The 23113-nt window shown below is 65.6% G+C and carries 23 protein-coding genes; 5 read left to right on the forward strand and 18 right to left on the reverse strand.

Going from position 1 to position 23113, the window contains the following annotated elements:
* Positions 1-39: 39 nt before the first annotated feature.
* The 4 genes from FGS76_RS16565 to FGS76_RS16580 are packed head-to-tail and all read right to left on the reverse strand — an operon-like array spanning position 40 to position 4688.
* Positions 40-1191, reverse strand: a complete 1152-nt coding sequence (locus FGS76_RS16565; protein ID WP_138773756.1) for a C4-dicarboxylate TRAP transporter substrate-binding protein — start codon at positions 1189-1191, stop codon at positions 40-42.
* A gap of 58 nt (positions 1192-1249) precedes the next feature.
* A complete protein-coding gene (locus FGS76_RS16570) occupies positions 1250-2479 on the reverse strand; it encodes a CaiB/BaiF CoA transferase family protein (protein WP_138773757.1) in 1230 nt (409 codons plus the stop codon).
* Entirely contained in the window at positions 2476-3405 is a 930-nt protein-coding gene (locus FGS76_RS16575) for a hydroxymethylglutaryl-CoA lyase (RefSeq protein ID WP_138773758.1), read from the reverse strand. The genes FGS76_RS16570 and FGS76_RS16575 overlap by 4 nt, the downstream gene beginning before the upstream one ends.
* Positions 3402-4688: a hydroxymethylglutaryl-CoA reductase, degradative gene (locus FGS76_RS16580; protein WP_138773759.1), complete on the reverse strand. Its 1287-nt coding sequence runs from the start codon at positions 4686-4688 to the stop codon at positions 3402-3404. The genes FGS76_RS16575 and FGS76_RS16580 overlap by 4 nt, the downstream gene beginning before the upstream one ends.
* 134 nt (positions 4689-4822) lie before the next feature.
* On the opposite strand from FGS76_RS16580, the gene FGS76_RS16585 reads away from it, so the two are divergent.
* Complete coding sequence (locus FGS76_RS16585; protein ID WP_240692581.1) at positions 4823-6199, forward strand: aminotransferase-like domain-containing protein; 1377 nt, start codon at positions 4823-4825, stop codon at positions 6197-6199.
* Positions 6200-6218: 19 nt separating this feature from the next.
* On the opposite strand, the gene FGS76_RS16590 is transcribed toward FGS76_RS16585, so the two are convergent.
* Both FGS76_RS16590 and FGS76_RS16595 read right to left on the reverse strand, forming a co-directional pair.
* Entirely contained in the window at positions 6219-6833 is a 615-nt protein-coding gene (locus tag FGS76_RS16590; protein ID WP_138773760.1) for a MarC family protein, read from the reverse strand.
* A 13-nt stretch (positions 6834-6846) separates the two neighbouring features.
* Entirely contained in the window at positions 6847-7710 is an 864-nt protein-coding gene (locus tag FGS76_RS16595; RefSeq protein ID WP_138773761.1) for a YicC/YloC family endoribonuclease, read from the reverse strand.
* Positions 7711-7906: 196 nt separating this feature from the next.
* Between FGS76_RS16595 and rph the strand changes: the two genes are divergently transcribed.
* From rph to FGS76_RS16610, 3 genes are read left to right on the forward strand one after another with little or no spacing between them, the layout of a single operon-like run.
* On the forward strand, positions 7907-8626 hold the full coding sequence (gene rph / locus FGS76_RS16600) for a ribonuclease PH (RefSeq protein ID WP_138773762.1): 720 nt from the start codon (positions 7907-7909) through the stop codon (positions 8624-8626).
* 16 nt (positions 8627-8642) lie between these two features.
* A complete protein-coding gene (gene pyrE, locus FGS76_RS16605) occupies positions 8643-9293 on the forward strand; it encodes an orotate phosphoribosyltransferase (RefSeq protein ID WP_138773763.1) in 651 nt (216 codons plus the stop codon).
* Positions 9290-9937, forward strand: a complete 648-nt coding sequence (locus FGS76_RS16610) for a hypothetical protein (RefSeq protein ID WP_138773764.1) — start codon at positions 9290-9292, stop codon at positions 9935-9937. The genes pyrE and FGS76_RS16610 overlap by 4 nt, the downstream gene beginning before the upstream one ends.
* A 106-nt stretch (positions 9938-10043) precedes the next feature.
* On the opposite strand, the gene slmA is transcribed toward FGS76_RS16610, so the two are convergent.
* The 11 genes from slmA to FGS76_RS16665 all read right to left on the reverse strand — a co-directional run bounded on the left by slmA (position 10044) and on the right by FGS76_RS16665 (position 21044).
* Complete coding sequence (gene slmA / locus FGS76_RS16615) at positions 10044-10631, reverse strand: nucleoid occlusion factor SlmA (RefSeq protein WP_138773765.1); 588 nt, start codon at positions 10629-10631, stop codon at positions 10044-10046.
* 107 nt (positions 10632-10738) lie between these two features.
* On the reverse strand, positions 10739-11638 hold the full coding sequence (gene argB / locus FGS76_RS16620; RefSeq protein WP_138773766.1) for an acetylglutamate kinase: 900 nt from the start codon (positions 11636-11638) through the stop codon (positions 10739-10741).
* A 32-nt stretch (positions 11639-11670) separates the two neighbouring features.
* Entirely contained in the window at positions 11671-13539 is a 1869-nt protein-coding gene (locus tag FGS76_RS16625; RefSeq protein WP_138773767.1) for a phosphohexomutase domain-containing protein, read from the reverse strand.
* 89 nt (positions 13540-13628) lie between these two features.
* Positions 13629-14081 (reverse strand): dUTP diphosphatase, encoded by a 453-nt coding sequence (gene dut, locus FGS76_RS16630; protein WP_138773768.1) that lies wholly within the window; start codon positions 14079-14081, stop codon positions 13629-13631.
* A 116-nt stretch (positions 14082-14197) separates the two neighbouring features.
* The gene (locus tag FGS76_RS16635; protein WP_138773769.1) at positions 14198-14968 is read right to left on the reverse strand and encodes an ABC transporter permease; all 771 of its coding nucleotides are present in this window, start codon (positions 14966-14968) and stop codon (positions 14198-14200) included.
* Complete coding sequence (locus FGS76_RS16640) at positions 14965-15807, reverse strand: ABC transporter ATP-binding protein (protein ID WP_138773770.1); 843 nt, start codon at positions 15805-15807, stop codon at positions 14965-14967. Before FGS76_RS16640 ends, FGS76_RS16635 begins: the two co-directional genes overlap by 4 nt.
* Positions 15808-15826: 19 nt before the next feature.
* Positions 15827-16867 carry an ABC transporter substrate-binding protein gene (locus FGS76_RS16645; RefSeq protein ID WP_138773771.1) on the reverse strand — a complete coding sequence of 347 codons (1041 nt, stop codon included), beginning with the start codon at positions 16865-16867 and terminating at the stop codon, positions 15827-15829.
* Positions 16868-16921: 54 nt separating this feature from the next.
* The gene (locus FGS76_RS16650; protein ID WP_138773772.1) at positions 16922-17893 is read right to left on the reverse strand and encodes an isopenicillin N synthase family dioxygenase; all 972 of its coding nucleotides are present in this window, start codon (positions 17891-17893) and stop codon (positions 16922-16924) included.
* 15 nt (positions 17894-17908) lie between these two features.
* A complete protein-coding gene (locus FGS76_RS16655) occupies positions 17909-18676 on the reverse strand; it encodes an SDR family NAD(P)-dependent oxidoreductase (protein ID WP_138773773.1) in 768 nt (255 codons plus the stop codon).
* Positions 18673-19779, reverse strand: a complete 1107-nt coding sequence (locus FGS76_RS16660) for an oxamate carbamoyltransferase subunit AllG family protein (RefSeq protein ID WP_138773774.1) — start codon at positions 19777-19779, stop codon at positions 18673-18675. Before FGS76_RS16660 ends, FGS76_RS16655 begins: the two co-directional genes overlap by 4 nt.
* Positions 19776-21044, reverse strand: a complete 1269-nt coding sequence (locus FGS76_RS16665) for an amidohydrolase/deacetylase family metallohydrolase (protein ID WP_138773775.1) — start codon at positions 21042-21044, stop codon at positions 19776-19778. The genes FGS76_RS16660 and FGS76_RS16665 overlap by 4 nt, the downstream gene beginning before the upstream one ends.
* A 297-nt stretch (positions 21045-21341) precedes the next feature.
* Between FGS76_RS16665 and FGS76_RS16670 the strand changes: the two genes are divergently transcribed.
* The gene (locus FGS76_RS16670) at positions 21342-21830 is read left to right on the forward strand and encodes a MarR family winged helix-turn-helix transcriptional regulator (protein ID WP_138773776.1); all 489 of its coding nucleotides are present in this window, start codon (positions 21342-21344) and stop codon (positions 21828-21830) included.
* On the opposite strand, the gene coaBC is transcribed toward FGS76_RS16670, so the two are convergent.
* Positions 21827-23023 (reverse strand): bifunctional phosphopantothenoylcysteine decarboxylase/phosphopantothenate--cysteine ligase CoaBC, encoded by a 1197-nt coding sequence (gene coaBC / locus FGS76_RS16675; RefSeq protein WP_138773777.1) that lies wholly within the window; start codon positions 23021-23023, stop codon positions 21827-21829. The two genes, FGS76_RS16670 and coaBC, sit on opposite strands and share 4 nt — an antisense overlap.
* Positions 23024-23113: the final 90 nt, after the last annotated feature.

Here is a 23113-nt window from a genome sequence, read left to right on the forward strand (position 1 = left end):
ACGGCGGAAGGGCGCGGCAACCCCTGCCGCGCCGTACCCTTAAAGACCGTGCTGACTGACGTCCACCTTGGAGAAAATCTCTTCCCAGTAAAGATCGGCCAGTGCCTGCTCGCTGTCCACGTCCTGTACCAGGTCGGTCCATTTTTCCAGCAGAGCACGGAATTCCTTGATCAGGGCTTCGCCGTTCTGCACGCCATAGCGGGCTTTGTAATCCTCGGCGATATGCTGCATGTCCTGTTCGATAAAGGCACGGTTCTTCTCGATCAAGGCCTGGTCGGCGTGATGAATCCGCACGCCGCGCTCCTTGGCTTCGGACAGAATGCGGTCTTCATGCTGGTGGTAGATCCAGGGCACGCCGGCGGAGAACACGCTGGCGGCGCGCATCATCACCGTGCGCTGTTGCTCGGAAAGATCTTTCCAGGTGTCGGCATTGATGTTGGTGCCGGCGATGGGCATCGGGCCCCCGGGCACGTCCATGTTGATATCGGTGACCACGTCGGTGAGCCCGAAGTTGTGAATCTCCGGGGAGGCCAGCACGATGCAGGACACCACGCCCTGGCTCAGCGCCTCGAACATTTCATTGGCGGACATGGTCACCGGTGAGGCACCCACCGCCTCCGCCCAGCGTGACCAGTTGGCGGCACCGACCCGCAGGCGCATGCCTTTCAGGTCGGCTTCGGTTTCCACCGGCTTGTTGCACACCAGACCATAGGAGGTGCCGCCGGTGCTGCCGGTGTACACCTGATTCTGCTGTTTGAATTCCTGGTTGCACTCCGGGCATTTGAAGAAGGTGAACTCGGACAGCGCGCCCATGAAAATCATGCCTTCCCGGCCCCGGGCTTTGTCGCCCAGCAGGCCCACCAGCATGGACGCTTCCACCGCCACGTTGCTGTGCGGAAACTCGGACGGAAAGTAAGAGGTCAGCACGAAGCCGATATCGGCCATGCCGTCGCGCACGCCGCCGGAGGTCTCGGCGAAGTTCAGCAGCGACATGGGAAAGACCCGCACCTTGAGATCGCCGTCCGATTGTTCCTCGACGGTGCTGGCATACTGTTTGGCCACATCCACCACGAAGGAGCTGGGTGGGTGACCAATGGCATAACGGAGGGTGCGTGCATCGGCGGCGCCGGCCAGCGTGCCGAACAGGACGGTACAGACCAGCGCCAGGCTGGCGAAATGTTTGCCGTTCATAGCGGTACCTTATTTTGTTGTTTAATGGTTTTTTGTTGGCGAAAAAACGAGGGCGGCGTTACACCACGCCGTCCCGCCGCAGTGCTTCCAATTCTTCCTCGGAGCGCCCCAACCAGCCCTGGTACACCGCCTGGTTCGACTCGCCCACCATCGGCGCGCGGGCGCCCTGCTCGTTGGTGCCGCCGGACATCTTCACCGGGTTGCCAAACACCTGAAAACGGCTGCCCTGGTACTCCACCGGAATCACCATATCCCGCTGGCGCACATGGGGATCGTCCACCACCTCATCGATGGTCTTGATCGGCGAAAGCGGGAACCGGGAACCGGTCATGGCCTCCAGCTCTTCCTTGGTATAGGCGGCGCACCAGCGTTCCACCACCGGGTGTACCCGGCGTTGGTAAACCTCGTGGTCGAAGCGTTTGGCCATGGTGTCGATCTCCGGATCGTTGATCAGCGCTTCGTCGCCGAACACCAGGCAGGCCTCCCGCCAGAATTTGTCCGTGTAGGCACCGAAGAACACATAGCCGTCCTTGCAGGCAAAGCGCCCGTAGGGTTTGACGAACGGGTGGCCGTTGCCCTCCGGCACCGCCACCTTGCCGGTGGTGGTGTAATTGACCAGGGCGTTTTCGGTGAGCGATATGATCGAGTCCTGTTGGGAGATATCCACCTGCTGGCCATGGCCGCTGCGCTCCGCCTCGCGCAGGGCGCCAAGCGTGCCGATGGCACCGTACAGGGCGGCGCTGAGATCGCCGAGCACGGTGCCCACGCGCATCGGCTCTTCCACGGTGCCGTTCATGGACCACAGGCCGCCGGCGGCCTGGGCGCTGCTGTCGAAGGCCGGGCGGGGCGCGTTGGGGCCGCTCTGCCCGAAGCCGCTGATCGAGGTCATCACAATGGCCGGGTTGGCGGCCTTGAGCACCTCATAACCCAGGTCCAGCTTGTCCATGGTGCCGGGCCGGAAATTCTCCAGAACGATGTGTGCCTTGCCCACCATCTCCAGGAACAGGTCGCGGCCGGCGGCCGCCTTCAGGTCGAGGCTGATCGCCATCTTGTTTCTGTTGTATTGCGCGAAGAAGCCGCTGATGGCTTCTTCGCTTCCGCCGAGGGCCGGAGGAAAAGCGCGGGTCAGATCCGGATCACGAGGATGTTCGATCTTGATCACCGTGGCGCCCATGTCGGCAAGCAACATGGCGCAGTAGGGGCCGGCCACGACGCGGGTCAGGTCGAGGACGATGACATCCTTGAGCGCGCCCTTCGGCGGCATGGTCAGGCCGGTGTTATCGATCATGTGCTCTCCGAATTTATTGTCGTATTGGCAGCGTTGTTGGCGTGATGGGCCCGGGCCACCCGGGACTGGGTGGCCCGTCCCAGGTGTCCGTCGACGAAGGCGCCGGCGGCCACCAGCCGGTCCAGGTCCACGCCGGTGTTCAAGCCGAGACCTTCGAACAGGTACACCAGCTCCTCGCTGGCCACGTTGCCGGTGGCGCCGGGGGAATAGGGGCAGCCGCCCAGTCCGGACACCGAGCTGTCGAACACCCGCACGCCCTGCTCCAGGGCGGCCAGGCAGTTGGCCACCGCCATGCCCCGGGTGTCATGGAAATGCACCGCCAGCCGCTCCAGCGGCAGGGCGGTGGCGCAGGCGGCCAGCAGTTCGCGGACCGCCGACGGCACGCCCGCGCCGATGGTGTCACCCAGGCTGATCTCATGACAGCCCAGCCGCGCCAGCGCCGACGCGGTACGCACCACCTGCTCCACCGGCACGTGGCCCTGGTAAGGGCAGCCCAGCACACAGGACACATAGCCTCGCACCGGTACGCTCTGGGCTTTTGCCTGTTGCAGCACCGGCTCGAACCGGGCCAGGCTCTCGGCGATGGAGCAGTTGATATTGCGCTGGTTGAACGCCTCCGACGCGGCGGTGAACACCGCCACTTCGGAGGCGCCGGCGGCCAGCGCGGCGGTGACGCCGCGCTCATTGGGCACCAGCACGCTGTAGGTCACATCCGCGCGCTTGGGCAGCCGCGCCAGCACCTGGTCGGTGTCGGCCATCTGCGGCACCCAGCGCGGCGACACGAAGGCGCCGGCCTCGATGTGCCGCAGGCCCGCCTCCACCAGCCGCCCGATCAGCTCGGCGCGCACCGCCGGCGCCAGGGTGCGGGCCTCGTTCTGCAGACCGTCCCGGGCGCCCACCTCGACCAGCCGCACCGCGTCGTTCATTGTTCGCGCAGCGCCTTGAGCAGCGCTTCGGCCCGGTCCGCGCGCACATCATGGTTCTCCACCATCTGGCGCACCAGTTGGTCCACCTCGGCGCCCCGGGCGCCGGCGGACAGCGCGATATTGCGCGCGTGCAGGGCCATATGGCCGCGCTGGATACCCTCGGTGGCCAGCGCGCGCAGGGCGCCCAGGTTCTGCGCCAGCCCCACCGCCACGGCGATTTCCGACAGTTCCTGGGAGGTCTTCACTCCCAGCAGTCTCAGGGACAGTTGCGCCAGCGGATGGGTTTTGGTGGCGCCGCCCACCAGGCCCACCGGCATGGGCATTTCGATGGTACCCACCAGATGGCCGCGGGCGTCCTTCTCCCAGGTGGTGAGTGATCCGTAGTGGCCCTTGCGGCAGGCCCAGGCGTGGGCGCCGGCCTCCACCGCCCGCCAGTCGTTGCCGGTGGCGACGATCAGCGGATCGATGCCGTTCATGATGCCCTTGTTGTGGGTGGCCGCCCGGTACGGGTCGATGGCGGCGAACGTATAGGCGTCGATGATACGGTCGATCACGTCCGCGCCACCAAAGGCATCTGTTTCAAAGTGTTCGGGAGCGATGCATACCTGGGCGCGGGCCAGCCGCAAATCCGCCAGATTGGACAGAATCCGCAGGCGCACCTTGCCGCCGGTGATCTCCTCCATCAGCGGCGCCACCGCTTCCGCCATGGTGTTGACGGTGTTGGCGCCCATGGCGTCGCGCACGTCCACCACCAGGTGGGCCACCACCATCGGGCCCCGGGGGCTGTCGGTGAACAGATGCACTTCCAGATCCCGGCAGCCGCCGCCCAGCTTGTTGAGCAGGGCGTCCTTGCTGTTCGCCAGCTCGATGATGCGCTGGCGATGGCGCAGCAGGCTGAGCCGGGCGTTGGCCGGGTCGTGCAGGCCGATGATCTGGATCTGGGCGCGCATCAGGGGCGCGCTGCTGGAAGTCAGAAAGCCCCCCGCCGGCCGCGCCAGTTTGGCCATGTAGGACGCCGCCGCCACCACCGAGGGCTCTTCCACCACCATCGGCACCACGACCTCACGGCCGTTGATCATGAAATTGCCGGCCAGCCCTAGGGGCAGCTCGAACTTGCCAATCACGTTCTCGATCATGCCATCGGCGATGTCCATGGGCAGCGCGCCCTGGTCGCGCAGCAGGGCGGTGTCCTCCTCGCTCAGTCCGAACTGGCGGCGCATTACCTCCAGGCGCTCGGACGGAGAAAGATTACGGAAACCGGGGAGTTGGGAACTGGCAGTCACTGAAGACCCCTTCTGGGCAGCGTTGTTGTTAGAGGGCGCGTGTGATGGCGCCGGTTTCGATCTAACATATCGGCGCCTGTACCCATGAAAAAGGTACAGTTAGCGCAAACAGTGGGTCGGACCAGAAGGACATCATGACGATGCGGCGAATCACCCTGACACAACGGATCGCGTCCGATATCGCGGGACAAATCAGCGAGGGCATCCTGCGCGAGGGAGACAAGCTGCCGTCACTGCGGGAGTACATGCGCCTGCACGGCTATTCCAAGAACACGGTGATCACCGCCTACGAGTACCTGGCCGCCGAGGGGCTGGTGGAGGCCCGCCACGGGCGTGGTTTTTTCGTGCGCGCGGTGCCCGCCGCCGGCGACGGGGACCAGGCTCCGCCGCCCTACGCCCGGGCCCTGGACACCATCTGGATGATGCGCCAGCAACTGGTGCGCGAACCCGGCCATTCCCACCTGGGCGAAGGCTTCCCGCCGGTGGACTGGCTGATGGACATGCGCCTGGACAAGTTTCACCGCCAGGTGGTGCGCGGCGGCGTCACCACCCTGTTTCGCTACGGCAACCGTTACGGCAATGCCAGTTTGCGCGAGCAGCTGGTGAAAAAACTGGCCGGCTACGGCATCAACGCCAGCCCCGCCCAGATGCTCACCACCTTCGGCGCCAACCACGGCATGGACCTGATTATCCGCCGCTTCGTCAAACCCGGTGACCCGGTGCTGGTGGAAAGCCCGGGCTACTATCCGCTGTTCGGCAAACTGCAACTGCAAGGCGCGCGCATGCTGCCGGTGCCACGCCGCATCGACGGCCCGGACCTGAACGCCCTGCAACGCTACCTGGAACGGGACAAGCCCGCCCTGTTCTTCATGCAATCCGTGGGGCACAACCCCACCGGCACCGACCTCTCCGAAATGAAGGCCCGGCGCATTCTCGAACTGGCGAACAAGCACAACCTGCTGGTGGTGGAAAACGACGCCATGGCGGACTTCAAACTCAACACCTGCACCCGGCTTTCCAGCCTGGATCAGCTCAAGCGCACCCTCTACGTAGGCAGCTTTTCCAAGCCCATCTCCGCTGCCCTGCGCGTGGGCTTCGTGGCCGGCGACGAGGGCCTGATCAGCGAACTGGCGGACGTGAAAATGCTGCTGCACATCGGCGGCACCGAATACGCCGAACGCACCGTGGACGTGATTCTGAGAGAAGGGAACTACCTTCGCCACCTGTCCCGGCTCCAGGAAAAACTGCGCGCCGCCACCGTCATCGGCCTGCGCGTGCTCGACGAACTGGGCGCCGACGTCTTTCACCGCCCGGAACAGAGCCTTTACCTCTGGGCCCGCTTCCCCGGCATCGGCGACGCCAACGACCTGACCCGCCGCTGCCTGGAACGGGGCGTGATGCTCGCCCCCGGCTCGATCTTCTCGGTGGACCGCCGCGACCGGGTGCCCTGGACGCGGCTGAATGTGGCTTATTTGGACGACCCGGCGTTCCGGGCCAGTTTGCGGGCTTGAACAGTGATCGGACGCGGCGTTATGTACCGGCGGAAAGATGGAGCACTTCGCCGACCCCGGCGACCAGCATTTGCGTGCCAATCACCGCCAGGATCAACCCCATCAAACGGGTGGTGATACTCAGCCCGTTTTCGCCAATCAGGTTAATGATGCGGGCGCTGAAGATGAAGCAAATGAAGGTAATGATGCACAGCGCCAGAAAGGCCAGGCAGGTGATGGCGGTGGCGGGCCAGCCGCCGGCAACGGAATAGTTCATCGCCGTGGCGATGGTCCCCGGGCCGGCCAGAAGCGGCACCGCCAGCGGCGAGGTGGCGATATCCGTGTCGCCATCGTCCTCGCCGGTGTGCAGCTTCGACGGGCTGCCCTGCAGCATGTGGTAACCCACCAGGAATACCAGCACGCCGCCGGTGATTCTGAGCGCCGGCAGGGTGATATCGAAAAGCGCGAAGATGGTCTTGCCCAGCAGTGCGAAAAGAACCACCACGATAAAGGTGATGGTCACCGCCTTGGTGGCGATCATCCTTTGCCGGGCGGGGGTTTCCGAACCCGCCAGGCCCGCGAACACCGCGGTATTGGCGATCGGGTTCATGATCGCGAAAAAAGCCATGAAAACAGTCAGAGCATGGTCGAGCATGGTGGTGTTCCCGTTATTCGATGTTCTGGACCTGTTCGCGCATCTGCTCGATCAGCACCTTCAGTTCCACCGCGGCGGCGGTGGTTTCCGCGTCCACGGATTTGGACCCCAGAGTGTTGGCTTCCCGGTTCAGTTCCTGCATCAGGAAGTCCAGGCGGCGGCCCACCGGGCCGCCCTTGGTGACCACGCGGCGGACCTCGGCCACATGGGTCACCAGGCGGTCCAGCTCCTCGTCCACGTCCATTTTCTGGGCGGCCAGCACCAGTTCCTGTTCCAGGCGTTCCGGGTCCGGGCTTTCCACCGCATCCTGCACCCGTTGTTTGAGGCGGTCGCGGAGGGCGTCGCGGATCGCCGGCAGGGCCTGGCGGACCCGGGCCACTTGCTGCTCCACCCGGTCGAGCCGGTCGAGGATCATCTTGCCCAGTTGTTCGCCTTCCCGTTCGCGGGTTTCCAGCAGGGCGTCCAGGGCCTGGTCCAGCAGTTCCAGGGCGGCGGCTTCCAGGGCGTCGCTGTCGATCTGGCGGGCGCTGAGCACGCCGGGGAACTGCAGCACTTCCAGCGGGTTCACCTGGCCCGGGTGCATGATCAGGTCGCCCACCCGGCGGGCGGCGTCGGAGAGACGTTTGACCAGGGCTTCGTTGAGTTCCAGCTCGGCGTCGGTGGCGTCGGGCTGGTAGCGCAGGGTGATATCGACCTTGCCGCGCCCGAGACGCTGGCGGCAGCGCTCGCGGGTGGCATTTTCCAGGCCGCGCAGGGCGTCGGGAAGCCGCGGCATGAGTTCCAGGTAGCGGTGGTTCACCGAGCGGAGTTCCCAGGCCAGTTCGGCGCCCTGGAGGTGGCGGTCGGCGCGGGCAAAGGCGGTCATGCTACGGATCATGGGGTTCCCCGTGGTCTGGTTGCGGATGGGTGGGTCGGGTGCAATGGAGGTCGGCTGAGCCCGACAGTGTACCGGTTCACACCGTCGCTGACATGGCCCGTCACGGTGGCCCGGCCGGCGCGCCGGCGGTGGCGCCTCGCACAGGGTGGCGGGGGTTCGCTACAATGGTGGTCTTTTCATCCATCAAGGAGTTTTCATGCGCCCTTCCGGCCGACAGCCTGACCAGATGCGCGAAGTGTCCTTCGTGCGCGATTTCACCATGCACGCCGAAGGTTCGGTGCTGGTGACCTTCGGTAACACCAAGGTGCTGTGCACCGCGTCCGTGGAGGACGGTGTGCCGCGCTTCCTGAAAGGCAAGGGCCAGGGCTGGATCACCGCCGAGTACGGCATGCTGCCACGGGCCACCCACACCCGCTCCGGCCGGGAGGCGGCGCGGGGCAAGCAGGGCGGGCGCACCCTGGAGATTCAGCGCCTGATCGGCCGTTCGCTGCGCGCGGCGGTGGATCTCAAGAAGCTGGGCGAGAACACCATTTTCCTGGATTGCGACGTGCTGCAGGCCGACGGCGGCACCCGCACGGCGGCCATTTCCGGGGCCTGCGTGGCGCTGGTGGACGCCTTCACCACGCTGCTGGAGCGCAAACGCATCAAGGAAGACCCGCTCAACGGCCTGATCGCCTCGGTGTCGGTGGGCCTGTACAAGGGCGAGCCGGTGCTGGATCTGGATTATGATGAAGATTCCAACGCCGACACGGACATGAACGTGGTAATGACCCAGCATGGCGGTTTCGTGGAGATTCAAGGCACCGCCGAGGGCGATGAGCCGTTCACCCGGCAGCAGTCCGATACCCTGCTGGGGCTGGCGGAGAAGGGCATCGGGGAGATCGTTCAGAAGCAACAGGCCGTGCTGGGCTGGTGAGTCGGGGGAGTAACCCATGAAGAACTACAAAAAGCACTTTCTGCGCTTCGCCGAGGAGCGTCAGGCGCTGAAGTTCGGTGAGTTCACGCTCAAATCCGGGCGCATCAGCCCCTATTTCTTCAATGCCGGCACCTTTTATACCGGCGAGGCGCTGGCGCGCCTGGGCCGTTATTACGCCGACGCCATCGTCGAGTCCGGCATCGAGTTCGACATGCTGTTCGGGCCCGCCTACAAGGGCATCCCGCTGGTGGCGGCGGTGTCCGTGGCGCTGGCGGAGCACCATGGCCGCGACCTGCCCTGGGCGTTCAACCGCAAGGAGGCCAAGGACCACGGTGAAGGCGGCTGGCTGGTGGGCGCGCCGCTGCGCGGCAAGGCCCTGGTGATCGACGATGTGATCACCGCCGGCACCGCCATCCGCGAGGTGGCGACCCTGTTCGACAAGACCGACGCCGACATCGCCGGGGTGTTCGTGGCGGTGGACCGCCAGGAACGCGGTCGTGGTGAGCTGTCCGCCATCCAGGAGGTGCAGGACACCCTGGGCGTGCCGGTGCGCAGCATCGTCAGCATGACCGACATCATCGGTTGGCTGGAGGAGCAGCCGGATCGTGAGGCGGACCGGGCGGCCATGCAGGCCTACCGGGACCAGTACGGAGTGGCCAGCGCGTGAAGCGGGCGGTGGCGCTGTTGCTGATGCCGTTGGTGCTGGCCTCGCTGGGGCTGTGGCCGGTATCGGCGATGGCCGCCCCTGCCAAAGGCGCGGACCAGGGGGCCGGTACGGTGATGTACCGCCACACCACCCCCGACGGCAATATTGCGATCAGTGCCACCCTCAGCCAGCAGGCGATTTTCGCCGGCTACCAGGTGCTCGACCACAACGGGCGGGTGCTCAAGGAGGTGGCGCCGGCGCCGCCGGAGGAGCAGGCGCGTCGGCGCCAGGAACTGGCTGCCCGCCAGCAGGCGGCCCGTCAGGCGGAGCAGGATGAATCGCTGCGGCGGCTGTACGCCGGTCCGGAGGACGCGGAGCGGGCCCGGGAGCGGCAGGTGGACGCGCTGGAGCTGAAAATCGGCTATGCGCGCAACACCCTGGTCCAGCTGGAAAACAAGCGCGACGAGGAAATCAGCAACGCGGCCCGGGCGGAACGGGCCGGCCGCGAAGTGCCGGACGGTACCCGTGAGGCCATTGATCGCTACCGGCGGCAGATGGCCGAAACCCGGCGGGAAATTACCGCCTACCAGGCCGATATCGAGGCGGTTCGGACGCAATACGAGCCGATCATCGAGCGGCTGCGCCAGCTGGAAGCCTCCCCCTGACATCCCCTTATTTTGTAGGAGCGGCTTCAGCCGCGATAACGGCACTCGTGACTCACCTGAGCGGTGGTGGCTATCGCGGCTGAAGCCGCTCCTACGGTTAGAGGGGTTAGTCGCGGAATACGGTGGGGGCCAGCAGCCCCCATTGCTCCGGCCAGTCCTGGCCCGGACGAATCCGAAAACCGGAACGCACGAACTGGGCGATGCGCCCTTCCACCACCGCCATCAGCAGGTTGGCGGTGACCGTGGGGGTGGCCCGGGTGCGTTTGTCTTCCTTGAACTCGGCGTCGCGCACCACCTGTTTGATCTGGCTTTCCACCCGGTCGTAGAACTGCTCGATGCGGCGGTGCAGCCGCTCGTTCTCGCCGGTCAGGGCATCGCCGGTGAGCAACCGGGTAATGCCCGGGTTGCGCTCGGTGAAGCCCAGAATCAGGGTCAGAATCTGCTCCACCTGCATCAGGGCGTGGCCCTCGCCGGTGATGCGGTTGATGCGCGAGAAGATCGCCTCTTCGATAAAGTCGATCAGGCCCTCGAACATCTTCGCCTTGCTGGGGAAGTGCCGGTACAGGGCGGCTTCCGAGACGCCCACCTCCCGCGCCAGGCCGGCGGTGGTGATGCGCCCGCCGGGCTCGGCCTCCAGCATATGCGCCAGGGCCTGCAGGATCTGCTCCTTTCTGGATGGTTTATTCTCTGTCATGTGCTGCTTCCCTTTGCCCCCTGGGTGGCATCGCGGCTGAAGCCGCTCCTACAAGATGGTTCGCGCCATCGTAGGAGCGGCTTTAGCCGCGATTCCGTTGTCCCAATTCAATGTTTGCTGATCAGCGTCCCCACGCCTTTATCGGTCAGGATCTCCAGCAGCACCGCGTGGGCCACGCGGCCGTCGATGATGTGCGAGGTGTGCACACCGTTCTCCACCGCCTCCAGGGCGCAGCGGATCTTCGGCAGCATGCCACCGTGGATGGTGCCGTCCTTGATCAGCGCATTGACCCGTTCCGCGGTCAGACCAGTGAGTACGTTGCCTTCCTTGTCCTTGAGACCGGCCACATTGGTGAGCAGGATCAGCTTCTCGGCGCGCAGCACCTCGGCCACCTTGCCGGCCACCAGGTCCGCGTTGATGTTGTAGCTCACCCCCTGGTCGTCCACGCCGATGGGCGCGATCACCGGGATAAAGTCACTGCCGCCGAGCAGGTCCAGTACCCGGGTGTCGATGCTGCGCACCTCGCCCACATGGCCGATGTCGATGATCTCGGAGGCGTTCAGCTCCGGGTCGTCGGCGTCCAGGTTCTTGAGCACCATCTTGCTGGCGCGGATCAGGCGACCGTCCTTGCCGGTCAGGCCCACCGCCTGCCCGCCGTTGTGCTGGATCAGGTTGACGATGTCCTTGTTGACCAGGCCGCCCAGGACCATTTGCACCACGTCCATGGTTTCCTGGTCGGTGACGCGCATGCCCTGCACGAACTTGCTTTCCTTGCCGAGCCGGGTCAGCAGGTCGCCGATCTGCGGGCCGCCACCGTGCACGATCACCGGGTTGATGCCAACCTGCTTCATCATCACCACATCGCGGGCGAAGCTGTTCTTCAGCTCATCGTTTTCCATGGCATTGCCACCGTATTTGATTACCACGGTGGTGCCGGAGAAGCGCTGAATATAGGGCAGCGCTTCAATCAGAACGCGGGCGGTTTCCTGGGCGCTCTTGGTGTCCATTGTTCTCTCCAGCCATCTCGTCAAATAGGCGTTTACGGGTCCGCGAAGGCGCGGGCGCCGTCACCGCTTTGCAGCGACAGAATCTCCAGCAGCCGGGCGGCGGCGTAGAGACCGTCATCAAACCCGAACCAGCGGTCGGCGAAGCATATATGCCCTTCGCCGTCGCCGGCCAGCGGCGCCCCGCTTTCCCTGAGCCGCGCCTTGAGGGCCGTGGCGCCGGCGGGGGCGATCACCGGGCGACCGCCCAGCTCGCGCACCGGTGTGGCCAGGGCACGGCTGCATTCTACGTCGAACAGCACGTCGCTGCCCGGATTACGGCCCAACAGATCACGGGCCAGCAGCATCAGCACCCGCTCCGCGGGCACGGTGGCGCCGTCGGCGGCCACCACCGTCAGGCGGGTGCCATCGGCGCTGAGCCCCAGGCCCACTTCGGCGCCGGCCTCGGGCACCGCCCGGGACAGCGGGGTCTGGCCGGCCGGGGTCACCGTGCAGCCGAGTTCCTCCAGCAGGGCGGCGGCGTTGCCGTCGGCGCTGTCCACCACCACCTTCATGGGGCGGGCCAGAACGATGTCATCGCCCAGGTCGCGCAGATAGCGGGGGCCGAGCTGGCGCGGCTCGCGCTGGCCCTGGCCCCGGTGGAGGCGTCCTTCCCGCAGCCGCTGCCCGAGGGCGGTGAGGCGTTCATCGGTGAGGGTGTCGCCGTCCAGGCGGACTTCCAGGGTCGGATGGCCGTCGGCGTCGCCGGCCAGATACAGGCCGGCGCGGGTCTCCAGCACTTCCGTGGCGTAGTAGAGCAGCGGGCGGCTGGCGACCCCCAAATCGAGCACCTGCCGGCCGCTGGCCAGCAGGCCCTCCGCCAGCGCTTCGTAGAGCGGCTCCGGGGCATGGGGCTCGCGGGCCAGGAACAGGTCGTGTTCGCCGCCATCGCCGGCCTCGCTGCCGATGGTCTGGCCCAGCTGGTGCAGCGATTCCCGGTCCAACCCTGGCCCGCCGAGCCGGTCGCCGAGGAACAGATGCGCCGGCAATTCCGGCCCGGAGGGTGGCGGTGGTGCGGCCACCGGCGTGGCGACTGGCTTGGAGGGTGCCGCTGGCGCCGGCGGCGGCTTAGGCGTGCCACGGGCCGGGGGCGCCTTGGCGGCGTTGGCGGCACGGCGGCGGTGCAGCACCGTCAGCACCAGCCCGGCGGCCAACAGCATCAGCGCCACCGTGCCGCCCACCGGCAACAGCAGCGTCTGCCACAGCGCCGCCGCCGGCGGCACCGTGACGGTCAGGGCCAGGGGCTTGCTGGCGGCCCGTGCCCGGGCCCCGTCATCGGCGGGTTGCCCGGGGCCGAGCTTGGCCACGGTGAGACCGTCCTGCTCCAGGGTCAGGGTGGCCCCGGTGGGCAGCCGGCGGTCGGCGCCGGCAAGCCAGGCGGTCAGAGGGTGCTCCAGAATCAGGGCGCCGCCGGGGGCGGCCCGGGCCAGCAACAGGGCCGGTTGGGCGCCGCCCCGGGAGGACAGGGCGGTACTGCCCGGCTCCGCCAGTTGGCGCAGCAAATCCTGCATGACATAGGACAGGTCCGGGTCCAGGGCGTTGGCGGTGGGCACCAGAATCAGCCGGCTGCCGCCCTCGCCCTGATCTTGGTTCGGCAAATCTTCGCTGACCAGGGCGCCACCGGCCAGGGCATCGGCGGCGCGGGGGCTGTCCGCCAGCCGCGCCAGGCGTTGCCGGTCACCGCTGACCAGGCCCCCCAGTGAGGCGGCCAGGTCCCGGGCCACGGTGTGCGATTGGCTGACCGCCTGTTGCCGTGCCTGCAACTGGAAATAATGATCCAGACCGCCGGCCAGGGCGCCGATCACCAGCGCGGCTAACAGCAGTAGCGGCGCCGGCCCGCTGAACGGGTTCTTGTTTTGCGCCATGCATTCCCCCTTTTTTCTTTCGCGGCTGAAGCCGCTCCTACCGGAGGTGTAGGAGCGGCTTCAGCCGCGATGGGCGCCCCCGCGCCCCGTCAGTGCCGACCGCTGTGGCCGAAGCCGCCCTCGCCCCGTTCGCTGTCGGTAAAGTCGTCCACCTGGCGCAGGGCCACCTGCATCACCGGTACCACCACCAGCTGGGCGATGCGGTCGCCGGGTTCGATGGTGAACCGGCTCTGGCCCCGGTTCCAGCAGGAGACCATCAACTGGCCCTGGTAGTCCGAATCGATCAGCCCCACCAGGTTACCCAGCACGATGCCGTGCTTATGGCCCAGCCCGGAACGGGGCAGGATCAGGCCGGCGTAGGCCGGGTCGGCGATATGGATCGCCAGGCCGGTGGGCAGCAGGGTGGTGTCGCCGGGGGCCAGGGTCAGCGGTGCCTCCACCATGGCCCGCAGATCAAGGCCGGCGGAGCCGGTGGTGGCGTATTCAGGCAGCGGAAATTCCTCGCCCAGGCGCGGGTCGAGAAGGCGATATTGCAGTTCCACGGTATCAGGGCACTCCGGTCCGGATGGCGGGGCCGGCGGCGCCGGCGTGACGCCGTTACTTTACCACCGGGTGCCCTGCTTTGCAGAGGTCGACAAAGGTCCTGGTGAGTGGCCCGTCACAGAGAGCCGCCGCCGCGGGTGGCCCAGCGGGTGGAGCGTCGCTCGATCAGATCGGCGATCAGGTACATCAGGATGCCCAGCACGCCCACCACCAACAGCGCCGCGAACACCAGCGGTACCCGGAATGAAGAACTGGCGGTCAGCAGCAGATAGCCGATGCCGCCGTCGCTGGCCACCATTTCCGCGATCACCGAGCCGACAAACGCCAGGGAAATGGCGACTTTCAGGGAAGCGAACAGATACGGCAGGGCGCGGGGCAGACCCACCTTGCGCAGTATCACGCTGCGTTTGGCGCCCAGGGAGCGCAACACGTCGGCCAGCTCCGGTTCCAGGGTGGCGATGCCGGTGGCGACGTTGGCGAGAATCGGAAAGAAGGCGGTCAGGAAGGCGGTCAGAATGGCCGGCACCGAGCCGATGCCGAACCACATCACCAGCACCGGGACCATGGCCACTTTGGGGACCGAGTTGAAGCCGATCAAAAGAGGATTGGTGGCGCGATACATGGCCTGGCTGGAGCCCACCAGGGCACCCAACGCCACCCCCACCACCAGAGCGAGGAAGAAGCCCACCAAGGTGGTGTACAGCGTCTGCATGGAAGCGGACAGAATCACCGGCCAGAACTCGATGCCGGCGCGCACCGAATCAATGGGCGAGGGCAGAATCGATTGCGGAATATCGAACGCCAGGCAGGCCACTTCCCAGATCGCGAAGAAGCCGAAGGCCGTGACCCAGGGGCTCAGGGCCTGGCGCAGTTTGCGTCGGTTCATACTGGGTCCTCCTGGGCATGTCCCACGTGCTGGCGGAGCTGGTAGACGGCGTCGGCGAAGGCGGGTGAAAAGCGGGCGTCCCGATCGCGCCGCAGCTCCGGGGGAATGCGTTGCGAGTGGACAATGCGTCCCGGGCGGGCCGAGAGCACATGCACGCTCTCGGCCATGTACACCGATTCGGTGAGGTCGTGGGTGATCAGAACGGCGGTGAAGCGCTGCTCCTCCCACAGCGCTTTCATGGTGTCCCACAGGTCCTCACGGGTGAAGGCGTCGAGCGCCCCGAACGGCTCGTCGAGCAGCAACAAATCGGGCTCATGGATCAGCGAGCGGCACAGCGAAACCCGCTGCTGCATTCCCCCGGACAGCTGCCAGGGGAACCGGTCGGCCACGTCCTTGAGCCCGACCTTTTCGAACAGCGCCATCGCGCGTTCCGCATGCCGGGCCCGTTCCTTGCGGAAGCTACGGCGGTGGGGTTCGACGATTTCCAGCGGCAGCAGCACATTGTCCAGCGAGGTGCGCCAGGGCAGCAGCGTCGGGTTCTGAAAGGCCATGCCGACGATCTTCAGTGGCTTGCTGACTTCCTTGCCGGCGACGATAACGCCGCCGCTATCGGGCTGGCGCAATCCGCTGATCAACTTCAGCGTGGTCGATTTGCCGCAACCGGATGGGCCCACCAGAGCAGTGAACTCGCCTTGCTGAACGGAAAGGTGGAAATCCTGGAGGGCCAGCAGGCCCTCGCCGAAATCACCGTAGGTCAGGCTGACATTGGTGAGTTCGACGAAAGGGCGCTGGCCCCCGGGCACCGGTTCCTCCCGGGGCGGCGGGGGCGTATTGATCATGGCTGGGTATCCCATGGGATTACTGGACCGTCCAGGTCAAGGTCTCGTGGTCAGGCAGATAGGCGTCGGTATAGACGTCATCGGGGTTCGGTACCGCGATACCCAGCGCCCGGGCGGCGCCACCGGTGGTGTCGGCCAGACGTTTCGGGTCCACCTGGCTCATGCCATGTTCCACCACCCACGGGGTCGCCACGGACCAGTCCAGCGACAGCTGCAGGCGCTCCTGTTCCACCGCCTTGTCGGTGAGCGGGTCTTTTTTGGCGAGCACTTCGATGGTGCCTTCCGGGTCCCTGGCGCTTTCCATGAAGGCCTGCGCCACGCAGCCGATAAACCGTGTCAGCGCTTCCGGGTGTTCCTCGGCGAACGCCGGACGGGTGACCAGTGAGCTGCCGTACAGCGGCACGCCATTTTCGGCGTAGCGCATCACCACCAGTTGGTCCTCCGGCACGCCAGCGGCCTTGGCGCCGATATAGCCGGTGAAGGCATGGCCGGCGATGGCGTCGGCCTGCTTGCGTGCCAGGGTGCTTTCACGAAGTTCCGGTGACACGCTTTTCCAGTCCACATCGTTCTCATCGAAGTCGTTGGCTTTGGCGAGCAGACCGAATAGACGCCGGGAAGCATCGCCGGGCGGTGCCGCGATGGACTTGCCCACCAGGTCCGAGGGCCGGGTCACGCCGGTATCCTTACGGGTAATGATCGACAGCGGCGAACCGTCGTAGATCACAAAGATGGCGATCAGGGCGTCATCCGGATTGCGCGTGTTGAATTCCAGCATGGCGTTGATGTCGGCGAAGCCCACGTCGTAGGCGCCGGTGCTGACTTTGGTGATGGTGTCGCCGGAACCGAAGCCCCGGTCGGTGACCACGTCCAGGCCGGCCTTGTCGTAACAGCCGTTTTCATGGGGCAACAAAAAGGGCGCCTGGGGACCCTGGAAGGCCCAGTCGGCGGCGAAGCGGAGATCCGCGGCGGCGGTGGCCCCGGCCATGGTCAGGCCGGAGATCAGGGCGCCGGTGAATGCCAGCGTGTGAAAGACACGGGAAAACGGATTGTTGGAAGACATGCTGCGTATACCCTCTTATGGGAAAACAAAAGTGAAAAAGGTCGGGCGCCGCTTTCAGTTGCGGGTGACCCGGTACTTCTCATCGCGGTATTCCCCGGACAGCACCGGTGGGTACCGGGCTTCTCCGGAGGGCGCCACACTTTCGATCAAGGCGTCATAGTTGGGGTGGTGGAAAAACCCCATGGAAATTCGTTGCGACAGGGACGCCGCGCTGGCGGGCGGATTCACCACCCGATGCACGTTGGAGACCCAGCGATCATTGGTCCAGCGCATCAGAAGGTCGCCGATGTTGACCACGAAAGTGTCCGGCGCGGTTTCCACCGGAATCCATTCGCCATCACGTACCTGCACCTGCAGTCCACCGGGCTTGTTCTCTCCATTGAGGATGGTGAGCAAGCCATAGTCGGTGTGTTCGCCGGCACGTAATTGTCCGGGTTCCGGCGCGGTCTTCTGTTCCGGATAAAAGTTGATGCGCATGGCGGTGATGTGCCGGTCGATCTTGTCGGCGAAGAACTGTTCGTCCAGGCCCAGCGCCAGGGCGGTCAGTTCCATAAGCTGCTCCGCCAGCCTTTCCACGCGTTGGTAGTAGTCGTTGGCGGCGTCGGCAAAATCCGCTGGCCGGTCCGGCCAGCGGTTGGGAACAAAAAACCGTTGGCCTTGCTCGCTGGTGTAGTAAGGCTGGTCCGGCCAGCTCGGCCGGCCGAAGTGGTAGTACTCCTTCAGATCCGGCGGCGTGTCGATGGTGTTGCCGTGGGAGAGTGCCTCGAAGCCGATAGCGCGGTAGCCGCGTGGCACCGAGGGGTCCTCCGGTTGCGCCAGCAGCTTTTCCTGCAAGGGCAGATTGAAGAATTGGCTGGCCCGGTCCCGCAGTCGTTCGATTACTTCCACCGGGATGCCATGACCGCGAATGGTGAAAAAACCGACTTCGGTGCAGGCCGCATCGATCTCTCTGGCCACACGGACCCGCGCAGGGTGATCGCCATTGAGTGCGGGGGCCAGATCAATAACGGGAATAGTGGCGGTCATGGCAGGCTCCTGGGATCAGTGGAAGTAGGCGCCGCCGTCCACCACCAGCGTCTGGCCGGTGATGAAAGCGGCCTGGTCGCCGGCGAAGAAATCAATGGCGCCGGTGAGGTCAGCGGGCAGCATGTCGCGGGCCAGCACCCGGTTGCGCAAGGACGGTTCCTTGACGCCGGCCACCAGATCCGGATTGCCGTGCACCCCGTCGCTCAGGGTGAAACCCGGGGCCACGCTGTTGACGGTGATGGCGTGGCTGCCCAGTTCGGTGGCCAGCGCCCGGGTCAGTGAGATCACCGCGCCTTTGCTGGCCACGTAGTGGGCCATCCACGGGTTGCCCTTGAAGGCCACGCCGGAGGAAATATTGATAATGCGGGCGTGTTCGCTGCTCTTGAGCAACGGCAGTAACGCACGGCAGACCAGGAAAATGCCCATCACGTTGACGTCGAAAACGCGCCGCCATTGGTCCACGGAAAGCGTCTCGAAGGGGGCCGGCTTCAATGACGAATAGATGCCGGCGTTGTTGAGCAGAATGTCCAGCTTGCCGTGTTGGCCGATGACGGTGTCGGCCAGAGTGTTCACCGCGTCTTCCGAGGACACGTCCACGGTGGTGCCGTGGGCGGACAGGTCCAGCTCGCGCAAATCGGCGGCGGCCTGTTCAGCGCCTTGGCGGTCGGCGATGATCACGGTGGCGCCACGCTGTGCCAAATGTCGGGCGGCGGCGAAGCCGATCCCCATGGCGCCACCGGTGACCAACGCCACGCGCCCGGTCAGAGGGCGTTCCAGGTTCATGCGCTACTCTCCGGAAAATCGAAAAGACTCAAGGGCGGTTGGTAGAAGCCCCGGCCGAGCAGACCGGAGGCCTCGTCGCGGCCGAGAATCGCCAGATTGATGATCGGCGGACGGCCGTCGGCGAGCAGGCGGACCGGGTCCAGCGTGCCGCTATCCGGATCGAACAGATCACGCCTTTCGCCGGCGTACCCGGGCAGGCTGTCGGCCCATTCCTCAAGCAGGGCCGGCGAGGCGCTGAGCGCCTGACCGCCCAGACCGCAGACATCGATCACCGCGCTGTCGCCGATGGCGCCGAGGGCGTTGTCCGGGTCCGCGCCGGACAGCAGGGTGCCACGCGGAGGTGCCGCCGGCGCGGTACGCCACTGGCTGGCGCCGCGCGGGCGCACGCCGAAATCCACACCGTTACCGCCGGCGGCGCAAATGGGGGCGTCCCGCAGCAGCCAGGCGCTGGCGGCCATCAACGGGGTCAGCGCGAAAGACAGATTGCCGCTCAATTCGTTTTTAACCGGCTCGGCGAGGCCCTTCAGCCGGTCGAGCAGGGCCCGGGTCAGGGCACCGGTGCGGGAATGACAGTCGTCGCCTTCGGTAAGGGCGGAGGTCACCACGGAGTGGAAGCAAATGGGATGTTTGCGGATTGCCGCCGCCAGATGGTCGGCGGCCAGCTGTGCCAGTTGTTGGAAGCGGAGCGGCCCGTCAACGGTCAGCGAACCGAAACGCACCGCCGGCGGCGGGCCTTCCACCAACGGAGCGTAGCGAGCGGTATCACCATCACCGGCCACGACCAGCGGCATGCTGGCGCTGACCACCTGGGCCAGCGGCGTCACCACGCCGTAATCCTGGGCCGGGGCCAGGGTCAGGTGACCCTGCTTAAGCATATCCAGGGCTTCCGCCGCCCGGTTGGCCAGCCCTTCGGACAGAGCCGCCACCACCGCGGCGTTGCGGATGGCGTTGGGGGCGGCGCCACGCAGAGGCGGGCCGGCATGCAGCAGAGTGTGATCCGGCAGGTCCGGCAGCGCCTGGCGACGGGGTATCAGGTCATGCCACAGGGCGCCGGCGAATGGCGCCGCGAACGGGTGGCCCGGGTGTTGCCTGGCGTGACTCATACGGCGGCCCCCGCCAGATCCGGCAGAATCGGCGCATCGGCGTCGTAACGCACGCCATTGAGCAAACAGAACACCGGGTTCAGAAGGCGTTGTGCGTCCACCGCCGTGTTCTCGTTGTCGCGCAGCACGAAACGGCCGCGCTGGTCGTCCAGAACGGTGATGTCCGCCGGATTCCCCGGCGCCAGGGAACCCAGTTCTTGCGGCAGTCCGAAATTGGCCACCACATTGGTGGTGACCATCTTCACCACCTCCACCAACGGCAGTCCCAGAGCCAGCATGGAGGTCATCGCCGATGCCAGTGAAAAACGCTGCTTGCCGAAGAACATATGTTCCTGGTCGGTGTGTTCTTTCGGGGTGCCGGCGGGGCGCGGAACATGGGTGTTGTAGCCGTGCATATCCGCACCCAGGGTCTGCGGCACGATGCCGGCGTCCAGGGCGATGCGCGCCATCTTGAAGCTGAAATGCGAGCCGTGGCCCACGTCCACCTTCAGGCCCCGGTCCAGCGCCTCGCGCACCATCGGGTGCACCTTGCCTTGCTGGTTGACGAAGCCGCCCGGGTGGCGGGTGAAAGGATGGGCCAGGATGTCGCCGGGCTTCAGCAGAGGCACCACGTCATCAAGCACTGAGTCCGGATCAATCGGGTGCTTGTCGGTGGGCAGCGGCCATAGCTGGCCGAAATGAATGTACAGCGGCAGGCCAGAGCGTTTGCCGATCTCCGCGCATTGGCGCATGACATCCAGCCCCCAGCGCGACATGCCGCCGATCTCCGCATGGGCCTTGAAGCCCTTCACCAGATCCGCGTTGGCCAGTGCCGAGGTCACCGTGGCTTCAACGTCCACGCAATCCGGTTTGTACAGAGAGGGGTAGTAATGACCTTCCAGGCCGCCCACCAGATAGGTGGAAAGAAACGCGAAGGTCCGGGAACGGTGCCCATTGGCGATGTATTCCCTGAACGCGGGCAGCGTCATGCAGGAGGGGCCGCCCTGATCGATCAGCGTGGTGACGCCGGAGCGAACCCCGCACAGGTCCGGGTCCAGACCGAAACGCCCGGTCACGTATTGAAAGACATGGGCATGGGTGTCGATCATGCCGGGAATAACCAGCTTGCCGCTGGCATCGATGGTTTCCGTGGCCGACGCCGATGCCGCGCCGCCGGGTTTGACCACCGCCTCAATGCGACCGCCGGTTACCAGCACGTCGTGGGGGCCATCAATATTCTGGGCGGGATCGATCACATGCCCACCCCTTATTAGCAGATCCGTCATGATCCGGGCTGTCCTCTAGGTCCTTTTGTTCGGGGAAAGCTGCAACGGATATGCCAACGGTGGGGAAAATTTGAGCGCGCTTTTTTTAACCTTTTGAAAGAGAAAGGGTTTTTCCGATCAAGACTTTAGATTGATAGGTGGTATGCCTCCTATATGGTGGGACGAGTACGTACCGCCTGCCGCATTAAGAGGCATACCACCTAAATGCGTGCACTGGCACAGCGCTTGTTGCGCCCGCCCATCGAGCTGGGGTGCAATAGAGCGGATGCCGCTAATCTCTTGAAGGAATGAATATCGATGGACGCTTCTTCTCAACCTGCCTCGGCGACCTCCCGGTCTTCACTCCTGGACCGGCCCGGGTTCTTGATCCGTCGGTTGCATCAGATTCACTGTTCACTGTTTCTCGAAGAAACCCGCCGCTTCAATATCACGCCGGTGCAGTACAGCTTGCTGACCGCATTGGCGGAGCGGGGAGAACTGGATCAGGTGGGGCTGGCCACGGAAATCGGGTTGGAGCGCACCAGCGTGGCGGAAGTGATACAGCGCCTGGAGGCGCGCGGGTTGGTGTCGAGGCGACGCAGCGAAAGCGACCGGAGAGTGAAGCGGGTGCGTTTGGAACGTAAGGGCCGTGCGTTGGTCAAGCGTGTGGATGAGGCCGCGCAACGGGCCCATGACCGCACCATCGAGGCACTGCCTGAGCCGGAAAGGGCGGCCCTGTTGTCGCAATTGGTGCGCCTGGTGGAGGCCAACAACGACAAAGGTCAGGCGCCCTTCCGAATGCCCTAGCCCTGGCGGATGGCAATCAGCTCGATCAGCTGCTTGGCGATCTGCGTCTTGGACGCCAGCGGCAGCACCTTGTGCCCGTTGGGCCAGATCACGGTGAGTGCGTTGTTGTCGCTGTTGAAGCCCACATCGGTGCCGGACACGTCGTTGGTGGCGATCATGTCCAGGTTCTTGTTTTTCAGCTTGCCCTGGGCGTACTCGATCACGTCCTGGGTCTCGGCGGCGAAGCCCACCGTGAAGGGCCGGTTGGCGTGGTCCGCCACGGCGGCGATGATGTCCGGGTTCTTCACCAGGGTAAGGTGAATTTCCTCGGTGGATTTCTTGATCTTGTGGTCGGCGGTGACGGTGGGCCGGTAGTCGGCCACGGCGGCGGTGGCGATAAAGATGTCGCAGCCCTTTTCCACCGCGTCCAGGCTGGCCTGGTACATGTCCTCGGCGCGCACCACGTTGATCCGCTCCACCCGGTTGGGGGTGTCCAGCACCACCGGCCCGGCGATCAGTGTCACCCGGGCGCCGGCTTCGGCGGCGGCGGCGGCCAGGGCGAACCCCATTTTGCCGGAGCTTTTGTTGGTCAGGTAACGCACCGGGTCGATGGGTTCGCGGGTGGGGCCGGCGGTGATCACCACATGGCGGCCGGTGAGCAGGTCGTAGTCGAACACGTCCGCCGCCTGGTGGATGATCTCATCCGGTTCCTGCATGCGGCCCGGGCCCACCTCGCCGCAGGCCTGGCCACCGCTGCCGGGGCCGAAGATGTGCACGCCCTTTTCCTGCAGGATCAGTTGGTTTTTCTGGGTGGCCGGGTCGGCCCACATTTGCTGGTTCATGGCCGGCGCCACCGCCACCGGGGCGCCGGTGGCCAGGCACAGGGTGCTGAGCAGGTCGTTGCCATGGCCGTAGGCGAGCCGCGCCAGAAAGTTGGCGGAGGCCGGGGCGATCAGTACCAGGTCGGCCCAGCGCGCCAGTTCGATATGGCCCATGGCGGCTTCGGCGCGGGGGTCCAGCAGGTCGGTATGAACCGGGTGGCCGGACAGGGCCTGCATGGTGAGCGGGGTGATGAACTCGCAGGCGCCCTGGGTCATGACCACCCGTACTTCGGCGCCGGCGTCTTGCAGGCGGCGCACCAGGTCGGCGCTCTTGTAGGCGGCGATGCCGCCGGTCACGCCGAGGAGGATTCGCTTGTTGACCAGTCGCTGCATGCTGTTATTCCGTACAGTATTTTGAGATTTGGCTTACACGATGGGTAGCCGATGTCGTCTGCCGTGGTGGAGGCGGCTTTGATTTAATGG

This window comes from Alloalcanivorax gelatiniphagus (assembly GCF_005938655.1).
GTDB lineage: Bacteria > Pseudomonadota > Gammaproteobacteria > Pseudomonadales > Alcanivoracaceae > Alloalcanivorax > Alloalcanivorax gelatiniphagus.